The following is a 23,113-nucleotide window of genomic DNA, read 5'->3' as shown; positions in this document are numbered from 1 at the left end:
GGACTACCGGGCAGCCTTTTTTTGGGGGTGCTCGGTGGTGGCCGCCGGATGCTTTTCGCCCGCCAGCGTTTGGAGCAAGCGGGTGAAGGTCGCTGTCGGGCCCACGTTGTCCTCGGCGCGATAGACCAGCGTCAGGGGCACATCCAGCCGCCCGCCATCCACCAACGGCCGGTAGGCAATGGCGTGGCGGTGCACGCCCAGCATCGATGAAGGCACCACGGAAATGCCCGTGCCCGCAGCCACCAGGTTGAGGTTGGTCAGCATGCGCGCCACCTCGGCCACCACGCGGGGGCGCACGCCCTGCTCGGCACACAGCGCCAGCAGGTTGGCATACAGGCCGGGCGCGCCCGGGCGGCGCACCAGGATCATGGGCTCGCCCTCCAGGTCGGCAATCTGGATGGGCAGCGGCTTGCCGCGCCGCTGGCGTTGTGCCAGCGGGTGGTCGATGGGCAGGGCCACCATGGCGGGCTCGTGCTGCAGCGTATCGAACACCAGGCCCGCAGGCCTCGCCACGGGTACGCGCAGCAGGCCGCAGTGCAGGCGGCCATCGGCCACGGCCTCGGTGATCTCGGCGGCGTTGTTCTCGCCAATCTCCAGCACCAGGCCGGGGTGGCGGGCGCGGCACTCCCGCAAGGCAAACGGGGTGAATTCATGGGCGGCGGCCGAGCTGGTGAAGGCGATCACGAGCCGGCCGGTCTTGCCCTCGGCCAGCAGCTGCATGCGGCTTTGCAGTGCGTCGAAGTCATGCACCAGGCGGGCGGCATCGGCCTGCAGTGTCTGCCCCGCCTCGGTCAGCGTGACGCCCTTGGCATGGCGCTTGAACAGCACCACACCCACCGTGTTTTCAAGGGCCTTGATCTGCTGGCTGAGCGGTGGCTGTGCCATGCCCAGTAGCTCTGCCGCGCGGGTCATGTGCCCGGCTTCGGCCACCGCGAGAAAGTAGCGCAACTGGCGGATGTCCATGTCAGAGGTCGGGTGCAGATGGCAGGATGTTCATATGCAAATCGTATCGCCTAGAGCATTTTTGCCTATTTGACGTATTGAAAGCCGGTTTCTACGATGCAGCGGCATTCGGTTTGAAACGGCCCATAAGAATCCTCAAGGAGACACATCCACCATGACTGCCCCGCAACCTCATTTGCCTCTGCCCCGCCTGGCCCTGCTTGGCCTGGCGTGCCTTGCGGTGGCCGCCTGTGCGCCCATGGCACCCAGCAGTGCACCAGCGGCCAGCGCGGTCTCTGCCAAGGCCGAGGCCGCCCCCGTGGCTGCGGCCTGCCCCAAGGACCTGGCACCCATCGCCCGCTGCCTGTCGGGCCAGGATTCGGCGGGTGCGTATTACCTGATCGCCATGCCGCAGCGATGGAACGGCCACCTCGTGCTGCATGCCCACGGGGGCCCCGCGCTGGGTGCGCCCAGGATGGAGCGGTCGGTCGAAGACCTCACGCGCTGGTCCATCATGGTCCGTGCGGGCTACGCCTGGGCGGGCAGCACCTTCCGCCAGGGCGGCGTGGAGGTGCGCGCAGCGGCCGAGGACACCGAGCGCCTGCGGCAGATCTTTGTGCAGCACGTAGCGCAGCCGCAGCGCACGGTGCTGCACGGCCAGTCCTGGGGCGCCAGCGTGGCAGCCAAGGGGGCCGAGATGTTCCAAACCACCGCCAATGGCAAGCGCCCTTACGACGCCGTGCTGCTCACCAGCGGCGTGCTGGCAGGCGGCACGCGGTCCTACGACTTCCGCACCGACCTGCGCGTGGTCTACCAGTACCTGTGCAACAACCACCCCCGGCCCACCGAGGCGCAGTACGCGCTGAATATCGGCCTGCCTGCCGACGCTGCGATGACGCAGGCGGACCTGTCAGCGCGCCTGAACGAATGCCTGGCCCTGAACAAGCCCGCTGCCGAGCGCACGCCCGAGCAGCAACGCAAGGTGCAGACCATCGTGGATGTGATCCGCATCCCTGCGAATTCCATCCAGGGCCACATGAACTGGGCCACGTTCCACTTCCGTGACGTGGTGCAGCACCGCACGGGCGGCGCCAGTCCGTTTGGCAACCAGGGGGTGTTGTACCGGGGCTCGCCCGACGATGCCGCCCTGAACGCGGCCGTGCTGCGCTACCGCGCCGACCCTGCGGCCGTGGCCCGCTTCGCGCAGGACACGGACCTGACCGGCCGCATTCCCGTGCCTGTGCTCACCGTGAAAGGCGTGGACGACCCCACCGCCTTCGTCGAGCTGGATGCAGCCTTCAAGGCCACCATGGCGCAGGGCGGCAGCGCGGCGCGCCTGGTGCAGACCTTCACCCAGCACAACACCCACAGCTACCTGAGCGACCCGACCTACCCCACGCTTTTGGCGGCGCTGCTGCGCTGGGTGGACACGGGCGACAAGCCCACGCCCGAGGGCATTGCGCGGCAGTGCGCAGGCATGGAGACCCCATTTGGCAAGGGCTGCGCCTTCCTGCCCGGCTATGTGCCTGCGCCGCTGGCAAGCCGGGTGGCTGAGCGCGAGCGGCCGTAAACCAGCCGCCAGCGCAAAAAAACAAAGGCCCCGCTGAAACAGCGGGGCCTTGTGTCAAGACGCTACAAAATTCATAGCTGATTGCGCTTGCTAGATAAGCGCCAGGTGCCAATATCGCCAAAAAATCACAGTCAGAGCACCTGTCTTGTCGCACCGGGTGCAGCCCCGGCCGGGGCCGCACCGCCGCCTCTGCTTACTTGACGGAGGCAAGCGCCTTGTTCAGCGTGGCGCTCGGGCGCATCACGGCGTCCAGCTTGGCCACGTCGGGCAGGTAGTAGCCGCCGATGTCGGCAGGTGCGCCCTGCACGGCCGCCAGCTCGGCCACGATGGTCTGCTCGTTGTCGGTCAACTGCTTGGCCAGGGGCGCAAACTTGGCGGCCAGCTCGGCGTCTTCGGTCTGTGCGGCCAGTTCCTGCGCCCAGTACAGCGCCAGGTAGAACTGGCTGCCGCGGTTGTCCAGCTGGCCCGTCTTGGGGCTGGGGTTCTTGTTGTTGTCCAGCAGCTTGCCCGTGGCAGCGTCCAGCGTCTGGGCCAGCACCTTGGCCTTGCCGTTGCCGGTCTTCAGGCCCAGGTCTTCCAGCGACACGGCCAGCGCCAGGAACTCACCCAGCGAATCCCAGCGCAGGTGGTTTTCTTCCACCAGCTGCTGCACGTGCTTCGGAGCCGAGCCGCCCGCGCCGGTTTCGTACATGCCGCCACCGGCCATCAGAGGCACGATGGACAGCATCTTGGCCGAGGTGCCCAGTTCCATGATGGGGAACAGGTCGGTCAGGTAGTCGCGCAGGATGTTGCCGGTGGCGCTGATGGTGTCCAGGCCACGGATCACACGTTCCAGCGTGTAGCGCATCGCACGCACCTGGCTCATGATCTGGATGTCCAGGCCGACGGTGTTGTGCTCGTGCAGGTACATCTTCACCTTGGTGATGAGTTCCTTTTCGTGCGGGCGGTACGAGTCGAGCCAGAACACCACGGGCATGCCGGAGTTGCGGGCGCGGTTGACGGCCAGCTTCACCCAGTCGCGGATCGCAGCGTCCTTGACCTGGCACATGCGCCAGATATCGCCAGCTTCCACGTTCTGGCTCAGCAGCACTTCGCCCGTGGCCAGGTCGGTGATGTTGGCCACGCCGTCTTCAGCGATCTCGAAGGTCTTGTCGTGGCTGCCGTATTCCTCGGCTTGCTGGGCCATCAGGCCCACGTTGGGCACCGTGCCCATGGTCTTGGGGTCGAACGCGCCGTGCCACTTGCAGAAGTTGATGATCTCCTGGTAGATGCGGGCGAAGGTCGATTCGGGCATCACGGCCTTAACGTCCTTCAGGCGGCCGTTGGCGTCCCACATCTTGCCGCCGTTGCGGATCATCGCGGGCATGGAGGCGTCCACGATGATGTCGTTGGGCGAGTGGAAGTTGGTGATGCCCTTGGCGGAATCGACCATGGCCAGCTCGGGGCGGTGCTCGTGGCAGGCGTGCAGGTCGCGCTTGATCTCGTCGCGCTGGCTTTGTGGCAGCGTCTCGATCTTGGTGTACAGATCGACCATGCCGTTGTTCACGTTCACGCCCAGCTCTTCAAAGGTCTTGGCGTGTTTCTCGAACGCATCCTTGTAGAAGATCTTCACGCAGTGGCCGAACACGATGGGGTGCGACACCTTCATCATCGTGGCCTTCACGTGCAGCGAGAACATCACGCCGGTCTTGCGCGCGTCTTCGATTTCCTTTTCGTAGAACTCCAGCAGCGCCTTCTTGCTCATGAACATGCTGTCGATCACTTCGCGGTCGAGCAGGCTGACCTTGGGCTTGAGGACGATGGCCTTGCCGCTCTTGGTGATCAGCTCCATCTTCACGTCACGGGCGCGGTCCAGCGTCATGGACTTTTCGCCGTGGTAGAAGTCGCCAGCGTGCATGTGCGAGACGTGCGAACGCGATGCCTGGCTCCACTCGGCCATGCTGTGCGGGTTCTTGCGTGCGTATTCCTTCACGGCCTTGGGCGCGCGGCGGTCAGAGTTGCCTTCGCGCAGCACGGGGTTCACGGCCGAGCCGATGCACTTGCCGTAGCGGGCCTTGATCTCTTTTTCCTTGTCGTCCTTGGGCTGGTCCGGGTAGTCGGGCAGGGCGTAGCCCTTGGCCTGCAGCTCGGCGATGGCTGCCTTGAGCTGCGAGACGGACGCACTGATGTTGGGCAGCTTGATGATGTTGGCGTCGGGCTGCAGCGTTTTCTTGCCCAGCTCGGCCAGGGTGTTAGGAGCGCGCTGGTCTTCCTTCAAAAACTCGGGAAACTCGCCCAGCACGCGGGCGGCCACGGAGATGTCGCTCTCCGTCACATTGATGCCTGCGGGCGCCGCGAACGTGCGGACGATGGGCAGGAAGGAGGCCGTGGCCAGACGGGGTGCTTCGTCGGTCAGGGTGTAGATGATGGTCGGTTGCTGGGTCGTCATGGCTTGTCTCACGAAACAGAGTAGGTAGGTGCCCCCGGCTGCGTCGCAGCGGGGCCAAACGCGGATGCTCTCTGATTCTCCTTGCTCGGGGCTGTCACCGCCCGCTGTTTTTGCAATCGAATCTCACAATGCAAAATTATCATAAGCCCGGGGCACTTTTTTTCACCAAATAGGTGGTAATCACCCTGCGGCGCTCTGCAGTTTGACCGCGTTGGCGGCAGCGCGCCACCCCCTGTACACCCTATGAAAGGCCCCCTGGAACAGTCACCACGCGGCCAGGCAGGACGGCAAACTGCGCCCAGTGCGCGGGCAGGGCTTCGGGCGCCGTGCCGGTGAAGGCCCCGAAGGCGGGCAGGATCAACTGTCCATCGCCCCACCCAAAGCACGGCGCCCGCAGCGCATCCCGCGCCGGGCCGCGCAGCCGCAGCGTGGGGTGCAGGTGCCCGGCAACCACCGTGTGGCCCCCAACGGCCTGCGGGTGGTGGCAGGCCAGCACCGGCACATGGGCGCAAGGCAACCAGGGCTCGTTGACCAGCGCCAGAGCCAGCGTGGCCGGTGGGTCGCCCGCATGCAGGTCGTGGTTGCCGCGCACCAGGGTCATCGCCACACGGGCATGGCGCTGGCGCCAGGGCAGCAACTGCTGCCACAGCGCATCGGCCGCGCCGCTGCGTGCGTGCAGAAAGTCGCCCAGAAACACCAGGTGGTCGGCGCCGGTGGCAGCGAGCACCGCATCCAGCCGCGCCAGGTTGTCGGCCGTGGTGCCATGCGGCACCGGCTGGCCCGCGCGGCGGAAGGTGGCTGCCTTGCCGAAATGCACATCCGCCACCAGCACCATGCGGGCAGCGGGCCACCACAGGGCGCGCTGGGGCAGCAGCTGCAGCGCGGTGCCGCAGGGCAGGGTGATGGCGTGCGCACCGATGGTGTGCGTGGGGGTGGCCAGCGAGGTCATGGAGCTCAGAATCCGTGGCGTCTGCGGGCGCGACGAGGGCTGTCCCCGGCCGGGTCGCGGCGCGTGCGCCGTGCCGAGGTCGCGGAGCCTTCAGGGAGGTCCCACGCCATGTCCGTGGATTGCACCGGGTGCTGCGCCAGGTGGGTGCCCGTGGTGGCGTCGGCCGCCTGCTCCAGCGCCTGCACCATGCGCGCCAGCCGGTCGGCCAGGGTCTCGGTGCTCAGGCGCTCGCGAAAGCGCTCCACCATCAGCGGCAGGGCAAACGGGGTGGGGCGCGTGAGGGCATGGATGGACAGGGTCTGCGCCTGCATGCCGCGCAGCGTGCGGGCCAGTCGCTCCATGTCCAGCTCGTTCGCTAGCAGCTCGGCACGGGCCTGGGCCAGCAGCAAGTTGCCCGGGTCGTACTGGGCAAACACGTCGTAATAGAGCGACGACGAGGCCTGCAGCTGGCGGCTGCTGCGCTGCTCGCCGGGGTGGCTCTGGAAGATCAGGCCCGCAATGCGCGCGATCTCGCGAAAGCGCCTGCGCGCCATTTCGGTGGCGTTCAGGCTGGCCAGCACTTCATCTTCGAGCCCGCTACCGATGGTGGTGTGCGTGCCTTCGCCGATCAGGCGCGGCAGCAGCGCGAGCCAGTCCACGGGCTTGGCCGACAGCAGCTCCAGCCCGTAGTCATTGACCGCGATGGAGAAGGTGTTGGGCACCTGCTGCGACGCGCGCCAGCCCAGCAGCCCGGCCAGGCCCAGGTGCACCAGGCGGCCCGCCAGTGGGTACAGGTACAGGTGCCAGCCCTCGCGCGTGTGCAGGGTCTCGGCTACCAGGCGGCTGGGTGTGGGCAGGGCCGACCAGGCCTGTTGCAGCTCCAGCAGTGGCTGGGCGCAGCACATCTCGGGCGTGGTGAACTTGCCGCGCTCGGCCTGCGCCAGCTGTTCCAGCATCGCATCGGCCAGCGTGTTCGACAGCGGCATGCGTCCTCCGCTCCAGCGCGGTAGCGCAGCGCTGCCCTTGGGGGCGATGCGCACATAGGCCGTCATCTGCTGAGTGCGCACCAGCTCCAGCAGGCGGCCCGCGAACATGAACACATCGCCCTTGCGCAACCGGGCGATGAAGCTCTCTTCCACCGACCCCAGGCGCCCGCCGCTCACAAACTGCACCTGCATGCTGGCATCACTCACGATGGTGCCGATGTTGCTGCGGTGGCGGCGCGCCAGGCGGGCATCGGGCACGCGCCACACACCTTCGTCGTCGGGCACCACGCGGTGAAAGTCCGGGTAGGTGGCCAGCGATGCGCCGCCCTGGCGCACGAACTGCAGCGCCCACTGCCAGTCGTTGTCGGCCAAGGCAGCATAGGCCGGTGCGCGCCGCACTTCGGCCAGCAGCGCATCGGGCACAAAGCCGCCGCCGAGCGCCACGGTGACCAGGTGCTGCACCAGCACGTCAAGCGGCGCACGCGGCGTGTGCCGGTCTTCAATGCGGCCCTGCGCCAGTGCGTGGCGCGCAGCGGCTGCCTCCACCAGCTCCAGGCTGTGCGTGGGCACCAGCGTGATGCTGGAGCTGCGCCCCGGCGCATGGCCTGAGCGGCCTGCACGCTGCACCAGCCGCGCCACGCCCTTGGCCGAACCGATCTGCAGCACCTGCTCCACCGGCAAAAAGTCCACGCCCAGGTCCAGGCTCGATGTGCACACCACGGCCTTGAGCTGCCCGGCCTTCAGGCCTCGCTCCACCCAGTCGCGCACCTCATGCCCCAGCGACCCATGGTGCAGTGCGATGGTGCCGGCCCAGTCGGGCCGTGCCTCCAGCAGCGCCTGGTACCAGCGCTCCGCCTGAGACCGGGTGTTGGTGAACACCAAGGTGGACGCTGCCGCTTCGATCGACTGCACCACCTGCGGCAGCAGGCTCAGCCCCATGTGGCCCGCCCACGCAAAGCGGTCGGCACGCGCGGGCAGCATCACCTGCACCTCCAGCCGCTTGTCGATGCGGCCTTGCACCAGCACGGCGGGCGGTGGCTGTGGCGTGTCCGGCACGGGCTGCGGCAGCAAGGTGTGCAGGGCCTCCTCCAGGTTGCCCAGCGTGGCCGACATGCCCCACACCTGCAGCGCCGGGTTCCACCCCGACAGGCGCGCCAGCGCCAGTTGCACCTGCACGCCGCGCTTGTTGCCCACCAGTTCGTGCCATTCGTCCACCACCACCAGGCGCACGCTGGCCAGGGGCTCATGTGCATCGGCGCGGGCCAGCAGCAGCGACACGCTTTCGGGCGTCGTTACCAGCAGCGTGGGCAGGCGGCGGTCTTGCGCGGCGCGCTCGCCGCTGGCCGTGTCGCCCGTGCGCAGGCCGCTGGTCCAGGTGGGGGCCAGTTCGGGCAGCGGCGCCTGCAGGGCGCGCAGCGAATCGGCAGCGAGTGCGCGCATGGGCGTGATCCACAGCACGGTGAGGGGTGGTGCCGCAGCGCGGCGCGTGCGCAAGGCGGTGCGGGCGTTGGGGACTTTGGGGGCTTCTTCGGGCGCTGGTGCAGCATCGGCCCATGCCAGATGCTGCAGCGCACCCAGCCACACCGCATAGGTCTTGCCCGCACCCGTGGTGGCATGCAGCAGGCCCGAGCGGCCCTCGCCCATCGCGCGCCACACGTCTTGCTGGAAGCCGAAGGGCTGCCACCCGCGCGCCGCCATCCAGGCGGCTGCGGCACTAGTTGCCACCGGGGGCAGGGGCTTGCGCGGGCGGCGTGTCGTGCTCATGCTGCCGCGTCCTGCCCCGGCAGCAGTGCCATCAGCATTTGCAAGGTATCGGCCTCTGCCACGGGCTTGTCTTGCCGCCAGCGCAGCATGCGCGGAAAGCGCACGGCAATGCCGCTCTTGTGGCGCGGGCTGCGGGCAATGCCTTCGAAGCCCAGCTCAAACACCAGCGTCGCGTCCACGCTGCGCACGGGCCCGAAGCTCTCGCGCGTGGTCTTGCGGATGATGGCATCCACCTGCGCAATCTCGGCGTCCGTCAGGCCCGAATAGGCCTTGGCAAAAGGCACCAGTTGCCGGTCCGGGTCGTCCTGCGGCCCGGTCCACACGGCAAAGGTGTAGTCGGTGTAGAGGCTCGCGCGGCGGCCGTGGCCGCGCTGGGCGTAGATGAGTACCGCGTCCACGCTCATCGGGTCGATCTTCCACTTCCACCACACGCCCACATCCTTGGTGCGGCCCACGCCATAGTGGGCGCTGCGGTGCTTGAGCATGAAGCCCTCGGTGCCCATACCGCGCGCGGCCTCGCGCTGGCGCGCGAGGTCGGCCCAGTCGGAGCCGTGCAGCAGCGCGCTCAGGCGCAGGGCCTTGTGGGGCGGGGGGGCGATGGCGGTGTCATTGGGTGGCTGCAGCGTGGCCTCCAGCAGCGTGCGGCGGGCCTGTTGCGGCTCTTGGCGCAGGTCCTGCCCAGTGTGCTCCAGCAGGTCGTAGGTGACCAGCACCACGGGCAGTTCGCGCAGCAGCTTCGGGCCCAGGGTCTTGCGGCCCAGGCGCTTTTGCAGGTCGGCAAAGGGGCGGGGCTGGGGCTCAACGGGCAGCCACACCAGAATCTCGCCATCGGCCACCGTGCCATCGGGCAGCTGCGCCATCGCGGCCTCGGCCAGTTCGGGGAAGCGGTCGGTCACCAGCTCTTCGCCGCGCGACCAGATCCACACCGCGCCCGCACGCCGCACGATCTGCGCACGGATGCCGTCCCACTTCCATTCCACCAGCCAGTCACCTGGAGTGCCCAGCAGTGCGGGCATCTCGGCCACGGGCTGGTTGAACGGGTGGGCCAGGAAGAACGGGTAGGGCTGGCCTGCATCGGCAGCATCCAGCGTACTGGCATCGTCGTCCACCGGCGCGATCAGCGCCTGGTAGTCGCTGGCCTGGGGCTGCCGGCCGATCTGCGTGTAGCCCATCAGCCGGTGGGCGATGCGCTTGGGGTCCAGCGCGCTTACCGTGGCCAGCGCCTGCGTCACCTGCAGGCGCGACACGCCCACGCGGAAGTTGCCGGTGATGAGCTTGAAGTACACAAAGCGCTGCTCGGGCGCCAGCATGTTCCATTGCGTGCGCAGACGGGTATCTGCGTCACCCTGCGGCAGGGCGCGCAGGGGCAGCAGCTGGGCCATCCATTCGGCCAGTGTCAGTTCGGTGGGCTGGGCGGGCGGGGGCAGCAGCAGCGCCAGCGTTTCGGCCAGGTCGCCCACGGTCTGGTAGCTTTCTTCAAACAGCCACTCGGGCAGGCCCGCAGCCTCTTGCGCCAGCGCCTTCAGGCGCTTGGTGGGCACCATCTGGCGGGGTTTGCCGCCTGCGAGAAAGTAGGTGGCCCAGGCCGCATCGGCAGGCGGCACCACGCGCAGGTAGGCCACCAGCACCGAGAGTTTGGCCGACTGCGCGGTGGTGGCGTCGAGCGCCTGGAACAACTGGGCAAAGGCCTTCATGCGGCTGCCTCAGGTGTGGGTGTGCTGCCTGGCACCTCAAGCGCCGCCCCTGCATCGTCCTCGTTGTCATCGGCGCCGTATTCGGTGGCGAACACCTGGGCGTCCAGCCCCTGCTCGCGCAGCCAGCGCACCATCACGGCCGTGCTGCCGTGCGTCACGATGACGCGCTCCGCGCCCGTGGCGCCAATGGCTTTTTGCAAGCTGGGCCAGTCGGCGTGGTCGCTCATCACAAAGCCCCGGTCCACGCCCCGGCGTCGGCGTGCGCCGCGCACCAGCATCCAGCCGCTGGCAAACGCGTCAGAAAAATCACCAAAGCGCTTGAGCCAAGGGGTGCCAGCGGCCGAGGGCGGCGCCAGCACCAGCGCGCGTTTCAGGTCGGGCTTGGTGAGGCCCGTGTCCGTCACGCGCAGCGTGGGCGGCAGGTCCACTCCCGCCGCGCGGTACACGGCGTTGAGCGGCTCCACCGCGCCATGCACCACGATAGGCCCGATGCTGGCGTCCACCCCATGCAGCAGCCGCTGCGCCTTGCCGAAGGCATACGCATACAGCACGCTGGCCTTGCCCGCCGCTGCATTGGCAGCCCACCAGGCATTGATGTCGGCAAACAGCGCGGGCTGCGACGGCCATCGGTAGATGGGCAGGCCGAAGGTCGATTCGGTGATGAAGGTGTGGCAGCGCACCGGCTCGAACGGCGGGCAGGTGCCGTCGTCTTCGAGCTTGTAGTCGCCCGAGGCCACCCACACCTGGCCGCCATGTTCGACGCGCACCTGGGCCGAGCCCAGCACATGCCCGGCCGGGTGCAGCGACACGCGCACGCCATGGTGGTCTATGGCCTCGCCGTAGGCCAGCGTCTGCAGTGCGATGTCCGCCCCCAGCCGGTTGCGCAGCGTGCCCGCGCTGTCGTGGTGCGCCAGGTAGTGCGCCGAGCCCATGCGTGCGTGGTCTGAATGGGCATGCGTGATCACGGCCCGCTCCACCGGCCGCCAGGGGTCGATGTAGAAATTGCCCTGCGGGCAATACAGGCCTTCGGAGCGGTGGACGATCAGGTCGCTTGCGTGCATGGTCAGGACATCGTAGGCGGCGGGCCAAAGCCGGGGCGCGGGCTGGGGATTGCGTGACGACGCTTCATGACTAAAATTTGAATAAAAATGGCTTCTAGCGCTTATATGATGAGTGCTAGCAGCTATAAATATGTGAGCAATTGCGCTGGGCGTGATTCATTCCGTCAGCGCTATCAACGCCTCGTCCCATCATCTTGTGCAGCTTCTCCCTGTCTGCAGGCCAACACCGCTTTTGTATGCGCACCGAAATCGCCCGCCCGTCAGACGCCGTTGCCATTGCTGCCGTGTTGCGCGAGGCCGCGCAGTGGTTGGTCGATCAAAAAATTCCGCTCTGGCTCGTGTCTGATTTCACAGATGACAGCGTGCAGCGTGATGTGGATGGCGGGTTGTATGTGGTCGCCAAAGCGAGCGAAGCGGTAGTTGGTGTGGTGCGCTTACAGCGCGAAGACCCAGTCTTCTGGCCGGACGCTGAACCGGGCACCTCCGCGTTCTTGCACAAGCTGGCCGTGCGGCGTGCTTGGGCGGGGCAGGGGGTATCTATGGCACTGCTGGCATTTGGGTGCCAGCACGCACGCAGCCTGGGCCTGCGCTATCTGCGGCTGGACTGCGTGGCCGACCGGCAACCGCTGCGAAGGCTGTATGAGGGCTTTGGTTTTACCCTGAACGACTGTGTGCGCAAAGGCAGCAGAGAGTTTGCGCGGTACCAGATCGTGCTGTAGCCGCGCTGTGACCATCTTCAGGAAGGAACGATTCATGCGCCGTGTTTGTGTGTTCCGCCGGTTCGTCATCGCGTTGTTGGTGGCCGTCGCCATGGCCCCATTCCTGACCACTGCCCAGGTGGCTGGCAACCCCGCCCCGCGCACCAATGCCTTCAACGACCCCTTTGTGCAGGTCACCAGCGCCATCCCGGCTTGCCCCGTGCCCGAAGGCCCGCTCTACACCGAGGCCGAGGTCCGCGAGCTGGCCCATGTGCGCTCGCAGCACGGCGGCAGCTGCCACCGTGTGGGGCGCTGCCGGTTGCCCAACTCCTACCTGTACGACGCCGAGATCATTCCGCGCGTGCAGCGCTACATCCAGCAGGATGGGCGTTTTGACGACACCAGTGTGTGGGTTCTGGGCGAGCGGCGGCTGGTGACACTGATGGGTTGTGTGCAGTCGCAGGCGCAGGCCGAGGCGCTGGAGAAAGCCGTGTGGCTCGTGGACGACGTGATGGGGGTGATCAACTTGCTGCAGGTGGGCGTTGAGCGCGATGGCGTGCGCTACCCGGTGCGGTCAGTGCCGTAGCCGGTGCACCGGCCCTTTTATCCCAGCCGCACCCGGCGCGCAATCGGCCCCGACACGGGGCTTGCATCGCCGGTGCCACACATGGCGCGTGGGGGCTTGGGCTGGCCTGTTTCCTGCTGCATATTGCCGTTTCTCCTATTTCATCAAGGAAATTTCGCCATGCAATTCAAGCGTTCCCTGCTTGCGGCCGCTACCCTGGCCCTGGCAACCGTTGCTCCCACCGCGTCGGCAAAACCGTTCAAGTGGGCAGGCTCCAGCGACATCCAGACCATGGACATCCATTCGCAAAACAGCGCCCTGGGCAATGGCATCCATGCGGCTGTGTATGAGTCGCTGGTGATGTTCAACAGCCGCACGCTCAAGGTCGAGCCGCTGCTGGCCACCTCGTGGCAGCAGGTCAGCCCCACGCAGCTGCGCGTGAAGCTGCGACAGGGGGTGAAGTTCAGCGACGGCTCGGCCATGACGGCCGATGACGTGGTCTATTCGCTGCAGCGCGCGATGAGCAAGACCTCCACGTACTCCATTTACACCCAGGGCATGGACCGCATCGCCAAGGTGGACGGCGAGACCATCGACATCTTCCTGAAGAACCCCAACCCGGTGATACTGAACCAGCTCACCGAGCTGCGCGTGATGAGCAAGGCCTGGGCCGAGAAGAACAACTCGGTCGAGCCCAAGGACATCAAGGCCAAGGACGAAACCTATTCGCACCGCAATGCCATGGGCACCGGGCCCTTCGTGCTCAAGGAATGGGTGCCCGACCAGAAGATCGTGTTTGCTTCCAACCCCCACTGGTGGAATGCAGGCAAGGCCGAAGGCAACGTCACGGAGATCACCTACACCCCCATCAAGTCCGAAGCCACGCGCATCGCCGCGCTGCTGTCGGGCGAGGTAGACATGGTGCGCGACACCAGCATCCAGGATCTGGCCCGCATCAAGGCCAACCCCGCCCTCAAGGTCATGGAGATGGTGGAGAACCGCACCGTGTACCTCGCCATGGACCAGTTCCGTGACGAGCTGGTGGGCAGCAACATCAAGGGCAAGAACCCGCTCAAGGACCTGCGCGTGCGCAAGGCGCTCTACCAGGCCATCGACAGCGCCACGCTGCAGCGCGTGACCATGCGCGGCATGTCCAAACCCACCGGAGCCATCGTGTCGCCGCTGGTCAATGGCTGGACGGAAGCCGTGGATAAGCGCCTGCCCTTTGACGCCAATGCCGCGAAGGCCTTGCTGGCCGAGGCAGGCTACAAAGACGGCTTCGAGGTGGACTTTGCCTGCAGCAACAACGCCATCGTGCAGGACGAAGAGCTGTGCCAGGCGATCACCTCCATGTGGTCGCGCATCGGCGTGAAGGCCAAGCTGCGCACGCTGCCAGCGGTCACCTATTACCCCATGGCACAGCGGCACGAGGCCAGCATTGCGCTGCTCAGCTGGGGCGTGCCCACCTTCGATGCGCTGTACACCCTGCAATCACTCGTCCGCACCAAGACCACGGGCGGCGACGGCAACTACAACCTGGGCCGCTACACCAATGAACGCATGGACTACATCGTCGACCGTGTGAAGACCGAAACCGACCTGCCCGTGCGAAACCGCTTGCTCACCGAAGGCCTGCAGCTGCAGAACGACACCGTGGCACACATCCCCCTGCACAACCAGATGCTGGCCTGGGCGATGAAGAAAAACGTGGAGCTGGTGCAGCGGCCGGACAACCGGATTGACTGGCGCTTGATCAAGGTGAACTGACGGGCAGGGGGGCGAAAGGCCGTCCGTTGACGGACGGCCTTTCGCGGCGCACTTACGCTGGCAGATTCAGCCGCAGCACGCTGTTTTCGCTGCCCACGTACAGGCTGTTGGCATCCGGGCCTGGGCTGATGAATTTCACCAGGTTCAGGCTGGCGGGCAAGGAGCCTGGGCGCACGCCGCCGGGCGTCGGATCGGCCTGCCCGGCCACCAGCTCCAAGCCCTTGGCAACGGTCCAGCGGTACACGCCGCAGGGGCCGGACAGGAACACCTGGCCCGGCCGACTGGGCAGTACGCACAGCTGCTGGTAGGGCATCAACTCGCGCCGGTGGATGTCCAACCCGGGCAGCGCAAACGCCTGGCGTGTGGCACCTTCCAGCCGTACCAGTTCGGGCGCATAACGCTCGAACTGGCCTTGTGGGGTCAACACCGTGCGGTTGCACAGCACCCACGACACGGGGGACGCCGTGCCCTCGAAGGCGATATCGGTGATGTCCAGGTACCAGGGGCGCTGGGCCAGCGGCGGATAGTTGGCCGCGGAGTAGACCTGCTGCGGGTCACCCAACAGCACCTGCACCTGACCGGTGGCGCTGATGGTCCCGATGAGTGACGTGCCCTCGCCGGGCGGGTAGCTGCCATCGCCCTCGGGCAGCGTGCGGGTGGCAAACCACAGCAAGCCCGTGGTGTCCGGTCGAAGCACCTGCAGCCCCCCATACCCCGCAAAAACGCTGCTTTGCACCCACGGTTCCCACACCGTGCCGCTACCGTTCTTGGGCGTGCGTAGCACCGTATTGGTGGAGCGGTCGTAAGTCAAAAGATAGCCGTAGGCGATGGCCAGCAGGCCGGTGCGCCGGTAGGGCAATGCGGTGGAGGCCACTTGGCCGGACGGCGCCACGGTGCGCACGGGCGGTGCAGCGCCGCCGTAGGTCGTGCCCGCGCCCACTGCCACGAACAGCGGCCCAGACCCTTCAGAGACGGCGTGGGCGCCTCCGGTGAAGTCAAAGCGGGCAGCGTCACCCACGCCATCCGCATGGCCCAACTGGTCCGGCAGCCCGACCCACGCCGACAGCGGCGCCGTGGGCGCCTGGGACGGATCCAGCAGGTACAGCTCTGCGGGGTACTGCCAAGAGTTGGGCGCGCCGAGGTCGCGGCGAATACGCAGCGCGAGGTGGCCAGTGGCGGGGTTGGGGGCAGCCACGTCCAGTTCGCCCGGAAGCTCCCGCGCGTTCTGCCGCGTACCGTCCAGCGCGTAATGCGCCACGGTTCTGGCGGCAGCGTCGTAACCCCAGTACCTGTCGGCGCTGCCTTTGACGGGCGCCAAGGGCACGGCGCTGCCGCTGGGCCAGCTGCTGGGCAGGACGTTCCATGCATAAACGCCTGGCGCCGTGTTGGCCAGTTCGGCCCATTCCACGCGGCTCTGAGCATCAATGAACATGCGGATGGCCCCGGTGGGAGACACGAGCAGGCGGCTACCGTCGGGCACTGCAAGCAGGGAAGTCACCGTACCGTCCGGTGCCAGTGCGCGCAGCGTCCGGTGCGCAGCAACGAAGGGCCTGTCGAGGAAGTACACCAGCCCGTCTCCGCCCAGAACGGGGGAGTCGAATCGGCAGATCTGGGCTGTTGCGCCTTTCCCGTCTTGCATTACGTCTGGCTCGCCGGGGGCTCGGCTCCTACCCGCCACAACCTGCAGCGTGTCGCCTTCCCACGCGCAGACGACCTGTACCGGACCAAAGAACAGCGCGACCAAGTAGCGTCCGCTCGCGTCCACCACCCCCGATATGGCGTGTTGGGTGAAGGCGGAGCCGTACGTCATGGTGCCCTGGGCGGAGACGTGTCCGATCCGCTGGGTGTCGCTTCCCCTGCCCACAAACCACATGTCACCCTGGGTGCTGAAGGTCAGTCCAATGATTTCCTGGGGCAGGCGGGCTTGCGTGTCCTTACCGCCGAGGAACCCGATGCCACCTAGGCCGCCCGCCATCAAACTGAGCGAGGCTGGCCCCGGCGCGGGACCGGGCGGTGGGGCTGGCGCGGGGGCGCCCTCTCCCCCGCCACCGCCGCAGGCCGACAAACCAGAGGCCGTCATCCACAGGGCAAAGTGGCGGCGAGTGAGGGCAGAGGAAACCTTCTCGGTCGAAATGCGCATGGACAGTCTTGTGAAAGTTGAGAGATCACTGCTTATAAAACACCGATGTAGCAAATGTGGAGGTTGTTACCAGGAGTTGCAGTGACGCGCGTGCCAGCTGTGAGCACCGAGCACTGCGGGCACGCAGAGTGCGCGGGCGTTAGCGCGCGGGCTGCAGCATGATGATCGCCATGCCCGCCAGCGCTACCAGTACGCCCGCCGTATCCCAGACGGTGGGCCGAATGCCATCGACTATCCACAGCCATGCCAGCGCCGCGCCGATATAAACCCCGCCATAGGCCGCATACACGCGCCCCGCGCCTGCGGTGTCATGCAGCGTGAGCAGCCACGCGAACAGGGCGAGGCTCAGCGCTGCAGGGATCAGCAGCCACATCGGCTTGCCCTGTTTGAGCCACAGCCAGGGCAGGTAGCAACCCACGATTTCAGCCAGGGCGGTGGCGATGAAGAGCAGCAAGGTCTTCATCATTGTTCGGGGCCGCGAAGGGCGGTGGATGGTGGTGCTTCTGGGCTGGTTGCCAGCCACTGGCGCAGCGCCAGTTCGCCCTTGGCGGTGAAGTGCACGACGCGCGAGCCCTGTGCCCGGTGCGCCCATCCGCCGTCGAACAGGCGTTGCAGCAACGCAGCGCCCAGCGCGCCGCCCAGATGGTGGCGGCGCTCGCTCCAGTCCAGGCAAGGGCGGCACAGCATGCGCCGCTGTTGCGCCAGTGCCGTGGTGTCAATGTCCACCTGGGCAAACCACCGCGCGCCTGCGGGCGTCACCGCTGCACCCTGGGGCGTGGCCTGCAGCAGCCCCTGGCGCACCAGGGCTTCGTAGAACTGCACGCCCACTTCGCCGGCCAGGTGGTCGTAGCACATGCGTGCGCGGCGCAACGCGGGCTCCCGGGGGCTTGCGCGCAGGCGCACGGCACCGGCGCGGAAGGCCACGTTCATGAGCGATTCCAGCAGGTGCGCCACATCGCGATCGGCCAGCCGGAAGTAGCGGTGGCGGCCCTGGTGCTCGACGGTCAGCAGGCCCGCATCGAGCAGCTTGGCCAGGTGGGCACTGATGGTCTGCTTGGTCACGCCTGCCACCGCCGCCAGTTCGGTGGCCGTGAGTGCGCGGTCGGCCATCAGGGCCGTGAGGACTTCGGCGCGCGCGCTGTCGCCAATGAGCGCGGCAATGCGCGCGATGTGGGGGCCATCTTTCATGGTTCGATCTTGGGCGAACCATCAAAGGACGTCAACCGCCTATCGTGAAGCCCTGTCCACCAACGACTTCTGAACACCATGATCACCTGCTTTATCCGCTACGACATCGACCCCTTCCAGCGCGAGCTGTTTGCCGAATACGCGCGCCGCTGGGGCCAGATCATCCCGCGCTGCGGGGGCCACCTGATCGGCTATTTTCTGCCGCACGAGGGCAGCAACTACGAGGCCTGGGGGCTCATCGGCTTTGAGTCGCTGGCTGCCTACGAGGCCTACCGCGCCCGCCTGCGCTCCGACCCCGAAGGCCGTGCCAACTTCGCCATGGCGCAGGAAAAGCGCTTCATCCTGCGCGAGGAGCGCACGTTCACGCAGGGCGTGGAAGGCACGCTGGACCTGCCCGCACACCCACTGGAGATCAGTGCATGATGGCCGTCATTTTCGAGGTACAGCCCGCTCCGGGCCAGCAGGACGCTTATCTGGGCTCTGCCGCTGCGTTGCGGCCTTTGCTGGAGCAGATCGACGGGTTTATCTCCATCGAACGGTTCGAGAGCCTCAGTGCTCCCGGCAAACTGCTGTCGCTTTCGTTCTGGCGTGACGAGGAAGCGGTGGCGCAATGGCGCCAGATGGAAGCCCACCGCGCCACGCAGAAAGCAGGCCGCGAGCGGATCTTCGACAACTACCGCCTGCGCGTTGCCGCGGTGGTGCGCGACTACGGCATGCACGACCGCAATCAGGCTCCCGCAGATTCACGATCAGTGCACACCTGACGGGAGCCTGCGCTCCCGGCTACGACGGCCGTACTGCCGGGCAAGCCTCGCCATGGCCGCGTTTCGAACTGTGGTGGTCTGCACCAGCGCAGGAGAAAGGGGGCTGCCACCCAGATTTGCTGCCGGGTCAGAGCCCATCGGCGGCGGATGCGGAGACGGGAGAGATCCGCAGGAGGGGCAAGCCTTCAGCAAGGGGACACAGCGCCGCTCATGCTGCCCTGGCACAGGTGCAGGCTGATCCGCGCCCGGTTCAATAGCAGATCGCACAGCCACGCATACACCAGCGCGATGTATGCCAGCTGCGCCCAGCCCACGTAGCTGCCGAACACGACGGTGTGCAGCCAGTTCTGGCCCCAAAGGTAGATGGCGCTGCTTGCCAGTGTGGCCAGAAGGAGGGTGGCGGTGGCCGGCACCAGCGATACCCCACCGGCGCCGTGGGGTCGCCGCCATGCTGCCAGGCCCAGCAGGGCGAATGCCAGGGCATTGGCACCGCTGAAGATGCGCAATTCGCGCAACAGCTTTTCGGCCGTGTCCATGTAGGCGCTGCGGATCAGCGCATCGAGCTGGGCCTGCATCTGCTGTGCGGTGCCAATCTGCAGTTCCAGCCGTTGTTGCCGCCGTTTGCGGCACTCGCACGCCGGAATCCCCATCTCGGCCGCAATGGCCGCGACCCGGGCGGGCAGGCCCGCAGACAGCGCCTTGCGAGCGGCGTCGATCTCCTGTTCCTTGCCGCGCAAGAAGACCCACGCCTGGGCGCTCAGAAAGCGTTCGTCCAGGGCACGGAGCTTTTCGCCCGTCTTATGCTCGATCTGCTGGCGGATCAGCTCGCGCGCACCGTGTTCAATCCAGGTAGGTTGCAGCAGCGATACCAGCAGCAACCCGCCGAAGGCGGCGCTGCCCAGCAGGGACAGCAGGAGTACGAAAGAGCGAAACAAGGTGGAGGTCTCCGATGTTCAGTGCAGCTTAGCTCTGCGCAGACCGCACGTCGGCACATCCACTTTCGAGTACCAGCCGGCCCAGTGCGGGCTCCGTGAGCCGGTAGCTCAGCCGTTCGGCCACGCGCTCGGCACCCAGGCTTTCGTAGAACAGGATTCCCCGGGCGTTTGAAGCCTTCACAGGCCAGTCGATGCGGCGGCAGCCGTGTTCCATGGCATGTCGGGCGAGCCCGTGCATGAGCGCCCGGCCCGCACCCTGGCTTCTTGCGGCCGAACTTACATACAACTCTTTGAGCTGGCAGTGTCTGCGCTGGTCCTCTGCAAATTCGACCAACGAATACACCAGCGAGAAGGCCGCCAGGCCCACCACAACGCCATCGCTGCGCGAAGCCACCAGCAAACGCTGGGCGGAGCCGGGCGCCAAGAGGTTCTGGTGAAGATGCTCCATCACCACCTGCCGAGGGGGTGTGGCGCCTTGGTTGTAGAAGGCGTGCAGTTCGCACAGCAGGTCGACCAGTAATGCATGCTGGTGTTCGGCGACAAGTTCAATACGAAAGCGGTGTTTTGTGGGATGGGGGGCCTGCATATGGTTTTCTCACCAGGAAGCGTCTGCAACAGGACGAGCCGCGCATTCTGGCCCCTCCTGCGTGTCCAATGGCCATCGCATCACAGTCGGTACACGCCCTGCGGCATGCTTCGCGCAGGGGAAAGTTGGTCAGGACTTCCGTGGGCCATGCCGACCGTGGGCGTGCGTTGTGTGTACCGCCTGCCTAGGCTTTCACCGCAATCACTTCCATACAGACGCGGTACCGCTGGCTGATGCCATAGCGCACGGGCTTGAAGCCACATTCGGCCAGCAGTGCATACAGGCGGTCGCGGTCGAAGTTGTGATAGTGCTCGATTTCACCCCAGTACGGGTTCGCATTGCCGGCATCCAGTGCCTTCCAGACCATGGAGCCCGAGTTGGGCATGGAGATCAGCAGCACGCCCCCCGGTTGCAACAGTCGGTGGGCGGCATGCAGGCCCACCTTGGGATACGGCATGTGCTCCAGCACATCTGCCATGCTGATCACACTGGCGGGGCGAGACAGCTCGAACCCTTTGACATCCTGGCAATGGGCTGCCACGCCCCATCGGCGCAACTCTTCCACCGATTGCGGACGCAGGTCCAGGCCCACAGGCTCGAAGCCGTACTCGTGCGCCGTGAACAGAAGCGATGCATTGCCAAACCCCACGTCCAGCCACGTGCCGCCGGTCTGGTAGGGCAGCACTTTCTCAATCATCTGCGCAGACACATAGCGCTGCCGCTCCAGGTCATAGCCCACCACCTGGGATTCGTTGGTGCCACGGAAAACGATATTCAGCGCTGCTTCGGTGTAGTAGCCGCTGCGAAAAACATGCTGGCACGCCGCGCATTGGCTCCAATGCATGGTGCGAGAGAGTTCTTGGCTGTAGCGAGGGTGGTGGGAACAGTCCGCACTGCGCAGCGGACGAAAGGCTTTGCTCTCGCACAACGGGCATGCCTGGTAGTCGATCAACTCATTGGCCAGGACTGCGGGGGTGTTTGCTAGAGCCCTGTAAGTCACCGGCGCAGCTGGGAAGGAGTACTTGATCATTGCCGCATTCTATGAGCCTGTGATCTGCGCATGAGGAGCGCCCTGGCGTCACGCCGAATTGCAAACGCCGCAAGCGCAAAGAGCACGGCCCACGAGACGAAAGCTCCGGTCAGTACGTGCAGGAGGTAGGCCGAGGCCCCGCCCTCGGGCACGAGCCAGTACACCATCGCAGTGGGAGTGATGTGGACAAGGAGTGCAGCCGTTTGGATGCCGGGCCACAGGTAGGTGGTCGAAGCCCATCCAGGCGGCAGGACCCCACAGTGCCAACGCGCCGACAGCCGCCGAGAAACCGATACCGACCAGCACAGCGGCGCGCAAGCCCTTCATGCGGCCAACCAACGCTGCACGGTTCGAGCGTGCCGCTTCCAGCAACCGATGGGAGCGGGGCGGAGCGCTGGGACAGATCGAGCGGCGTGAAAGCGAGCCGTGCACCAAAATGCTATAAAAACAATAGCTTTTCGCGCTTGTCAGACAAGCGCCAGGTGCCAAAAAACCTCCAATCCGAGCCGCGCCAGTCAGCGAGCCCGTTCACGAGGCGGCCCACTCACAGCGCAAAAATTTTCCCCGGGTTCAGGATGTTCTTCGGGTCCAGTGCCCGCTTGATGGCGCGCATCATGTCCACCGCGCCCGTGCCGGTCTCGTCCAGCAAAAAGCCCATCTTGTGGATGCCCACGCCATGCTCACCGGTGCAGGTGCCGCCCATGCTGAGGGCGCGGGCCACCAGCGTGTGGTTCATGGCTTCGGCCTTGGTGCGTTCTTCGGCGCTGTTGGGGTCGATGAGGTAGCCGAAGTGGAAGTTGCCGTCGCCCACGTGGCCGACGAGGAAGTAGGGGATGCCGCTGGCTTCGACTTCGTCCACCGATTCGAGCAGGCAGTCGGCCAAGCGGCTGATGGGCACGCAGGTGTCGGTGCTGATGGCGCGGCAGCCGGGGCGGCTTTGCACGGCGGCGAAGTAGGCGTTGTGCCGGGCGGTCCACAGGCGGGTGCGTTCTTCGGGCGTGCTGGCCCATTCGAAGGCCTGGCCGCCGAATTCGCTGGCGATGTCCTGCACCATCTCGGCCTGTTCTTTCACGCTGGCGGGCGAGCCGTGGAACTCCATGAGCAGCATGGGTTCTTCGCGCAGATTGAGCTTGCTGTGCGCGTTCACCATGCGCACGGTGTGGTGGTCGATCAGTTCCACGCGGGCGATGGGCACACCCAGCTGGATGGTCTGGATGGTGGTGCGCACGGCGGCCTCGATGCTCGGGAACGAGCAGATGGCCGCGCTCACGGCCTCGGGCAGGGGGTACAGGCGCACGGTGATCTGCGTCATGATGCCCAGCGTGCCTTCGCTGCCCACCAGTAGGCGCGTGAGGTCGTAGCCCGCGCTGCTCTTTTTGGCGCGCGTGCCGGTGTGGATGACCTCGCCGCTGGCGGTCACCACCTCCAGCGCCAGCACGTTCTCGCGCATGGTGCCGTAGCGCACGGCGTTGGTGCCGCTGGCGCGGGTGGCGGCCATGCCGCCAATGCTGGCGTCGGCGCCGGGGTCGATGGGGAAAAACAGGCCTGTGTCCTTGATCGCATCGTTCAGTGCTTTGCGCGTGATGCCGGGCTGCACGGTCACCGTGAGGTCTTCGGCATTGATGCTCAGCACCTGGTTCATGCGGCTCACGTCGATGCTGATGCCGCCCTGCACGGCCAGCAGGTGGCCTTCGAGCGACGAGCCGGCGCCGTAAGGGATCACAGGCACTTCGTACTGGCTGGCCAGCTTCACCGCATCGGCCACATCCTGCGTGCTTTCGGCAAACACCACGGCGCTGGGCGGTGGGGCCTGCAACGAGCCCTCGTCGCGCCCGTGCTGCTCGCGCACGGCCTGGGCCAGCGAGCACTGCGCGGCAAAGCGGGCCTGCAGCGCATCGATGAGGGCCTGGGGCACGTCGCGCAGCTTGATTTCGGGCAGCAGGTGGGCGGCAGCGGTGGGGGCGTTCATGGTGTGTGTCTCCGGTGGGTGCGGTCAGTGAGAAGCATTCTAGGTTCGGCCCCGTGCAAGGGTTCTGGGTGATCCAACTTGGGCCTGTGCGGGGATGC

Annotated in this window: 19 protein-coding genes; 6 read left to right on the top strand and 13 right to left on the bottom strand. The window is 66.4% G+C overall.

The window, feature by feature from the left end; all coding sequences use genetic code 11:
- Positions 1 to 3: 3 nt before the first annotated feature.
- The gene (locus C8C93_RS19690) at positions 4 to 963 is read right to left on the bottom strand and encodes a LysR family transcriptional regulator (RefSeq protein WP_121507999.1); all 960 of its coding nucleotides are present in this window, start codon (positions 961 to 963) and stop codon (positions 4 to 6) included.
- Positions 964 to 1,117: 154 nt separating this feature from the next.
- Here C8C93_RS19690 and C8C93_RS19685 point away from each other — a divergent pair, with 154 nt between their 5' ends.
- The gene (locus C8C93_RS19685; protein WP_121507998.1) at positions 1,118 to 2,512 is read left to right on the top strand and encodes a hypothetical protein; all 1,395 of its coding nucleotides are present in this window, start codon (positions 1,118 to 1,120) and stop codon (positions 2,510 to 2,512) included.
- 193 nt (positions 2,513 to 2,705) lie between these two features.
- Here C8C93_RS19685 and C8C93_RS19680 read toward each other — a convergent pair whose 3' ends face one another.
- The 5 genes from C8C93_RS19680 to C8C93_RS19660 form a co-directional block, all read right to left on the bottom strand.
- The gene (locus C8C93_RS19680) at positions 2,706 to 4,940 is read right to left on the bottom strand and encodes an NADP-dependent isocitrate dehydrogenase (RefSeq protein ID WP_121507997.1); all 2,235 of its coding nucleotides are present in this window, start codon (positions 4,938 to 4,940) and stop codon (positions 2,706 to 2,708) included.
- A gap of 241 nt (positions 4,941 to 5,181) precedes the next feature.
- Positions 5,182 to 5,889, bottom strand: a complete 708-nt coding sequence (pdeM, locus tag C8C93_RS19675) for a ligase-associated DNA damage response endonuclease PdeM (protein WP_121507996.1) — start codon at positions 5,887 to 5,889, stop codon at positions 5,182 to 5,184.
- A gap of 5 nt (positions 5,890 to 5,894) precedes the next feature.
- Positions 5,895 to 8,618: a ligase-associated DNA damage response DEXH box helicase gene (locus C8C93_RS19670; protein ID WP_121507995.1), complete on the bottom strand. Its 2,724-nt coding sequence runs from the start codon at positions 8,616 to 8,618 to the stop codon at positions 5,895 to 5,897.
- Positions 8,615 to 10,312, bottom strand: coding sequence for an ATP-dependent DNA ligase (locus tag C8C93_RS19665; RefSeq protein WP_121507994.1), 1,698 nt, complete (start codon positions 10,310 to 10,312; stop codon positions 8,615 to 8,617). Before C8C93_RS19665 ends, C8C93_RS19670 begins: the two co-directional genes overlap by 4 nt.
- Complete coding sequence (locus tag C8C93_RS19660) at positions 10,309 to 11,373, bottom strand: ligase-associated DNA damage response exonuclease (protein ID WP_121507993.1); 1,065 nt, start codon at positions 11,371 to 11,373, stop codon at positions 10,309 to 10,311. The genes C8C93_RS19665 and C8C93_RS19660 overlap by 4 nt, the downstream gene beginning before the upstream one ends.
- A 236-nt stretch (positions 11,374 to 11,609) precedes the next feature.
- Between C8C93_RS19660 and C8C93_RS19655 the strand changes: the two genes are divergently transcribed.
- From C8C93_RS19655 to C8C93_RS19645, 3 genes are all read left to right on the top strand, one after another.
- Positions 11,610 to 12,092, top strand: coding sequence for a GNAT family N-acetyltransferase (locus C8C93_RS19655; RefSeq protein WP_121507992.1), 483 nt, complete (start codon positions 11,610 to 11,612; stop codon positions 12,090 to 12,092).
- A 34-nt stretch (positions 12,093 to 12,126) separates the two neighbouring features.
- Positions 12,127 to 12,657 carry a BON domain-containing protein gene (locus tag C8C93_RS19650; RefSeq protein WP_121507991.1) on the top strand — a complete coding sequence of 177 codons (531 nt, stop codon included), beginning with the start codon at positions 12,127 to 12,129 and terminating at the stop codon, positions 12,655 to 12,657.
- A gap of 159 nt (positions 12,658 to 12,816) precedes the next feature.
- Positions 12,817 to 14,403 (top strand): ABC transporter substrate-binding protein, encoded by a 1,587-nt coding sequence (locus C8C93_RS19645; RefSeq protein ID WP_121507990.1) that lies wholly within the window; start codon positions 12,817 to 12,819, stop codon positions 14,401 to 14,403.
- A gap of 52 nt (positions 14,404 to 14,455) precedes the next feature.
- Here C8C93_RS19645 and C8C93_RS19640 read toward each other — a convergent pair whose 3' ends face one another.
- From C8C93_RS19640 to C8C93_RS19630, 3 genes are all read right to left on the bottom strand, one after another.
- A complete protein-coding gene (locus C8C93_RS19640; RefSeq protein ID WP_233559517.1) occupies positions 14,456 to 16,543 on the bottom strand; it encodes a hypothetical protein in 2,088 nt (695 codons plus the stop codon).
- Between the two features lie 139 nt (positions 16,544 to 16,682).
- Positions 16,683 to 17,006 carry a YnfA family protein gene (locus C8C93_RS19635; RefSeq protein WP_121507989.1) on the bottom strand — a complete coding sequence of 108 codons (324 nt, stop codon included), beginning with the start codon at positions 17,004 to 17,006 and terminating at the stop codon, positions 16,683 to 16,685.
- The gene (locus C8C93_RS19630) at positions 17,006 to 17,731 is read right to left on the bottom strand and encodes a helix-turn-helix transcriptional regulator (RefSeq protein WP_121507988.1); all 726 of its coding nucleotides are present in this window, start codon (positions 17,729 to 17,731) and stop codon (positions 17,006 to 17,008) included. The genes C8C93_RS19635 and C8C93_RS19630 overlap by 1 nt, the downstream gene beginning before the upstream one ends.
- Before the next feature lie 78 nt (positions 17,732 to 17,809).
- Here C8C93_RS19630 and C8C93_RS19625 point away from each other — a divergent pair, with 78 nt between their 5' ends.
- Together C8C93_RS19625 and C8C93_RS19620 are read left to right on the top strand one after the other, a co-directional pair.
- The gene (locus C8C93_RS19625) at positions 17,810 to 18,154 is read left to right on the top strand and encodes an NIPSNAP family protein (RefSeq protein WP_010465174.1); all 345 of its coding nucleotides are present in this window, start codon (positions 17,810 to 17,812) and stop codon (positions 18,152 to 18,154) included.
- Positions 18,151 to 18,495, top strand: coding sequence for an antibiotic biosynthesis monooxygenase (locus C8C93_RS19620; RefSeq protein WP_121507987.1), 345 nt, complete (start codon positions 18,151 to 18,153; stop codon positions 18,493 to 18,495). The genes C8C93_RS19625 and C8C93_RS19620 overlap by 4 nt, the downstream gene beginning before the upstream one ends.
- A gap of 185 nt (positions 18,496 to 18,680) precedes the next feature.
- Here C8C93_RS19620 and C8C93_RS19615 read toward each other — a convergent pair whose 3' ends face one another.
- The 4 genes from C8C93_RS19615 to C8C93_RS19600 all read right to left on the bottom strand — a co-directional run bounded on the left by C8C93_RS19615 (position 18,681) and on the right by C8C93_RS19600 (position 23,015).
- Positions 18,681 to 19,430 carry a hypothetical protein gene (locus C8C93_RS19615; protein WP_121507986.1) on the bottom strand — a complete coding sequence of 250 codons (750 nt, stop codon included), beginning with the start codon at positions 19,428 to 19,430 and terminating at the stop codon, positions 18,681 to 18,683.
- Positions 19,431 to 19,458: 28 nt separating this feature from the next.
- The gene (locus C8C93_RS19610) at positions 19,459 to 20,016 is read right to left on the bottom strand and encodes a GNAT family N-acetyltransferase (RefSeq protein ID WP_121507985.1); all 558 of its coding nucleotides are present in this window, start codon (positions 20,014 to 20,016) and stop codon (positions 19,459 to 19,461) included.
- A gap of 184 nt (positions 20,017 to 20,200) precedes the next feature.
- Positions 20,201 to 20,860: a class I SAM-dependent methyltransferase gene (locus C8C93_RS19605; RefSeq protein ID WP_055396210.1), complete on the bottom strand. Its 660-nt coding sequence runs from the start codon at positions 20,858 to 20,860 to the stop codon at positions 20,201 to 20,203.
- 730 nt (positions 20,861 to 21,590) lie between these two features.
- On the bottom strand, positions 21,591 to 23,015 hold the full coding sequence (locus tag C8C93_RS19600) for an FAD-binding oxidoreductase (protein ID WP_121421812.1): 1,425 nt from the start codon (positions 23,013 to 23,015) through the stop codon (positions 21,591 to 21,593).
- Positions 23,016 to 23,113 lie beyond the last annotated feature (98 nt).

It is taken from the genome of Acidovorax sp. 93 (genome assembly GCF_003633835.1).
Classification (GTDB): Bacteria; Pseudomonadota; Gammaproteobacteria; order Burkholderiales; family Burkholderiaceae_C; genus Acidovorax; species Acidovorax facilis.
This window is presented reverse-complemented; position numbering and strand designations above follow the sequence as displayed.

Excerpts from the sequence above, each read along its gene's own strand:
- C8C93_RS19655 (WP_121507992.1), top strand. The coding sequence starts at position 11,610 with ATGCGCACCGAAATCGCCCGCCCGTCAGACGCCGTTGCCATTGCTGCC.
- C8C93_RS19625 (WP_010465174.1), top strand. The coding sequence starts at position 17,810 with ATGATCACCTGCTTTATCCGCTACGACATCGACCCCTTCCAGCGCGAG.
- C8C93_RS19650 (WP_121507991.1), top strand. The coding sequence starts at position 12,127 with ATGCGCCGTGTTTGTGTGTTCCGCCGGTTCGTCATCGCGTTGTTGGTG.
- C8C93_RS19645 (WP_121507990.1), top strand. The coding sequence starts at position 12,817 with ATGCAATTCAAGCGTTCCCTGCTTGCGGCCGCTACCCTGGCCCTGGCA.
- C8C93_RS19690 (WP_121507999.1), bottom strand. The coding sequence starts at position 963 with ATGGACATCCGCCAGTTGCGCTACTTTCTCGCGGTGGCCGAAGCCGGG.
- C8C93_RS19660 (WP_121507993.1), bottom strand. The coding sequence starts at position 11,373 with ATGCACGCAAGCGACCTGATCGTCCACCGCTCCGAAGGCCTGTATTGC.
- C8C93_RS19680 (WP_121507997.1), bottom strand. The coding sequence starts at position 4,940 with ATGACGACCCAGCAACCGACCATCATCTACACCCTGACCGACGAAGCA.
- C8C93_RS19685 (WP_121507998.1), top strand. The coding sequence starts at position 1,118 with ATGACTGCCCCGCAACCTCATTTGCCTCTGCCCCGCCTGGCCCTGCTT.
- C8C93_RS19665 (WP_121507994.1), bottom strand. The coding sequence starts at position 10,312 with ATGAAGGCCTTTGCCCAGTTGTTCCAGGCGCTCGACGCCACCACCGCG.
- C8C93_RS19635 (WP_121507989.1), bottom strand. The coding sequence starts at position 17,006 with ATGAAGACCTTGCTGCTCTTCATCGCCACCGCCCTGGCTGAAATCGTG.
- C8C93_RS19630 (WP_121507988.1), bottom strand. The coding sequence starts at position 17,731 with ATGAAAGATGGCCCCCACATCGCGCGCATTGCCGCGCTCATTGGCGAC.
- C8C93_RS19600 (WP_121421812.1), bottom strand. The coding sequence starts at position 23,015 with ATGAACGCCCCCACCGCTGCCGCCCACCTGCTGCCCGAAATCAAGCTG.
- C8C93_RS19605 (WP_055396210.1), bottom strand. The coding sequence starts at position 20,860 with ATGCATTGGAGCCAATGCGCGGCGTGCCAGCATGTTTTTCGCAGCGGC.
- C8C93_RS19670 (WP_121507995.1), bottom strand. The coding sequence starts at position 8,618 with ATGAGCACGACACGCCGCCCGCGCAAGCCCCTGCCCCCGGTGGCAACT.
- pdeM (WP_121507996.1), bottom strand. The coding sequence starts at position 5,889 with ATGACCTCGCTGGCCACCCCCACGCACACCATCGGTGCGCACGCCATC.
- C8C93_RS19640 (WP_233559517.1), bottom strand. The coding sequence starts at position 16,543 with ATGCGCATTTCGACCGAGAAGGTTTCCTCTGCCCTCACTCGCCGCCAC.
- C8C93_RS19620 (WP_121507987.1), top strand. The coding sequence starts at position 18,151 with ATGATGGCCGTCATTTTCGAGGTACAGCCCGCTCCGGGCCAGCAGGAC.
- C8C93_RS19610 (WP_121507985.1), bottom strand. The coding sequence starts at position 20,016 with ATGCAGGCCCCCCATCCCACAAAACACCGCTTTCGTATTGAACTTGTC.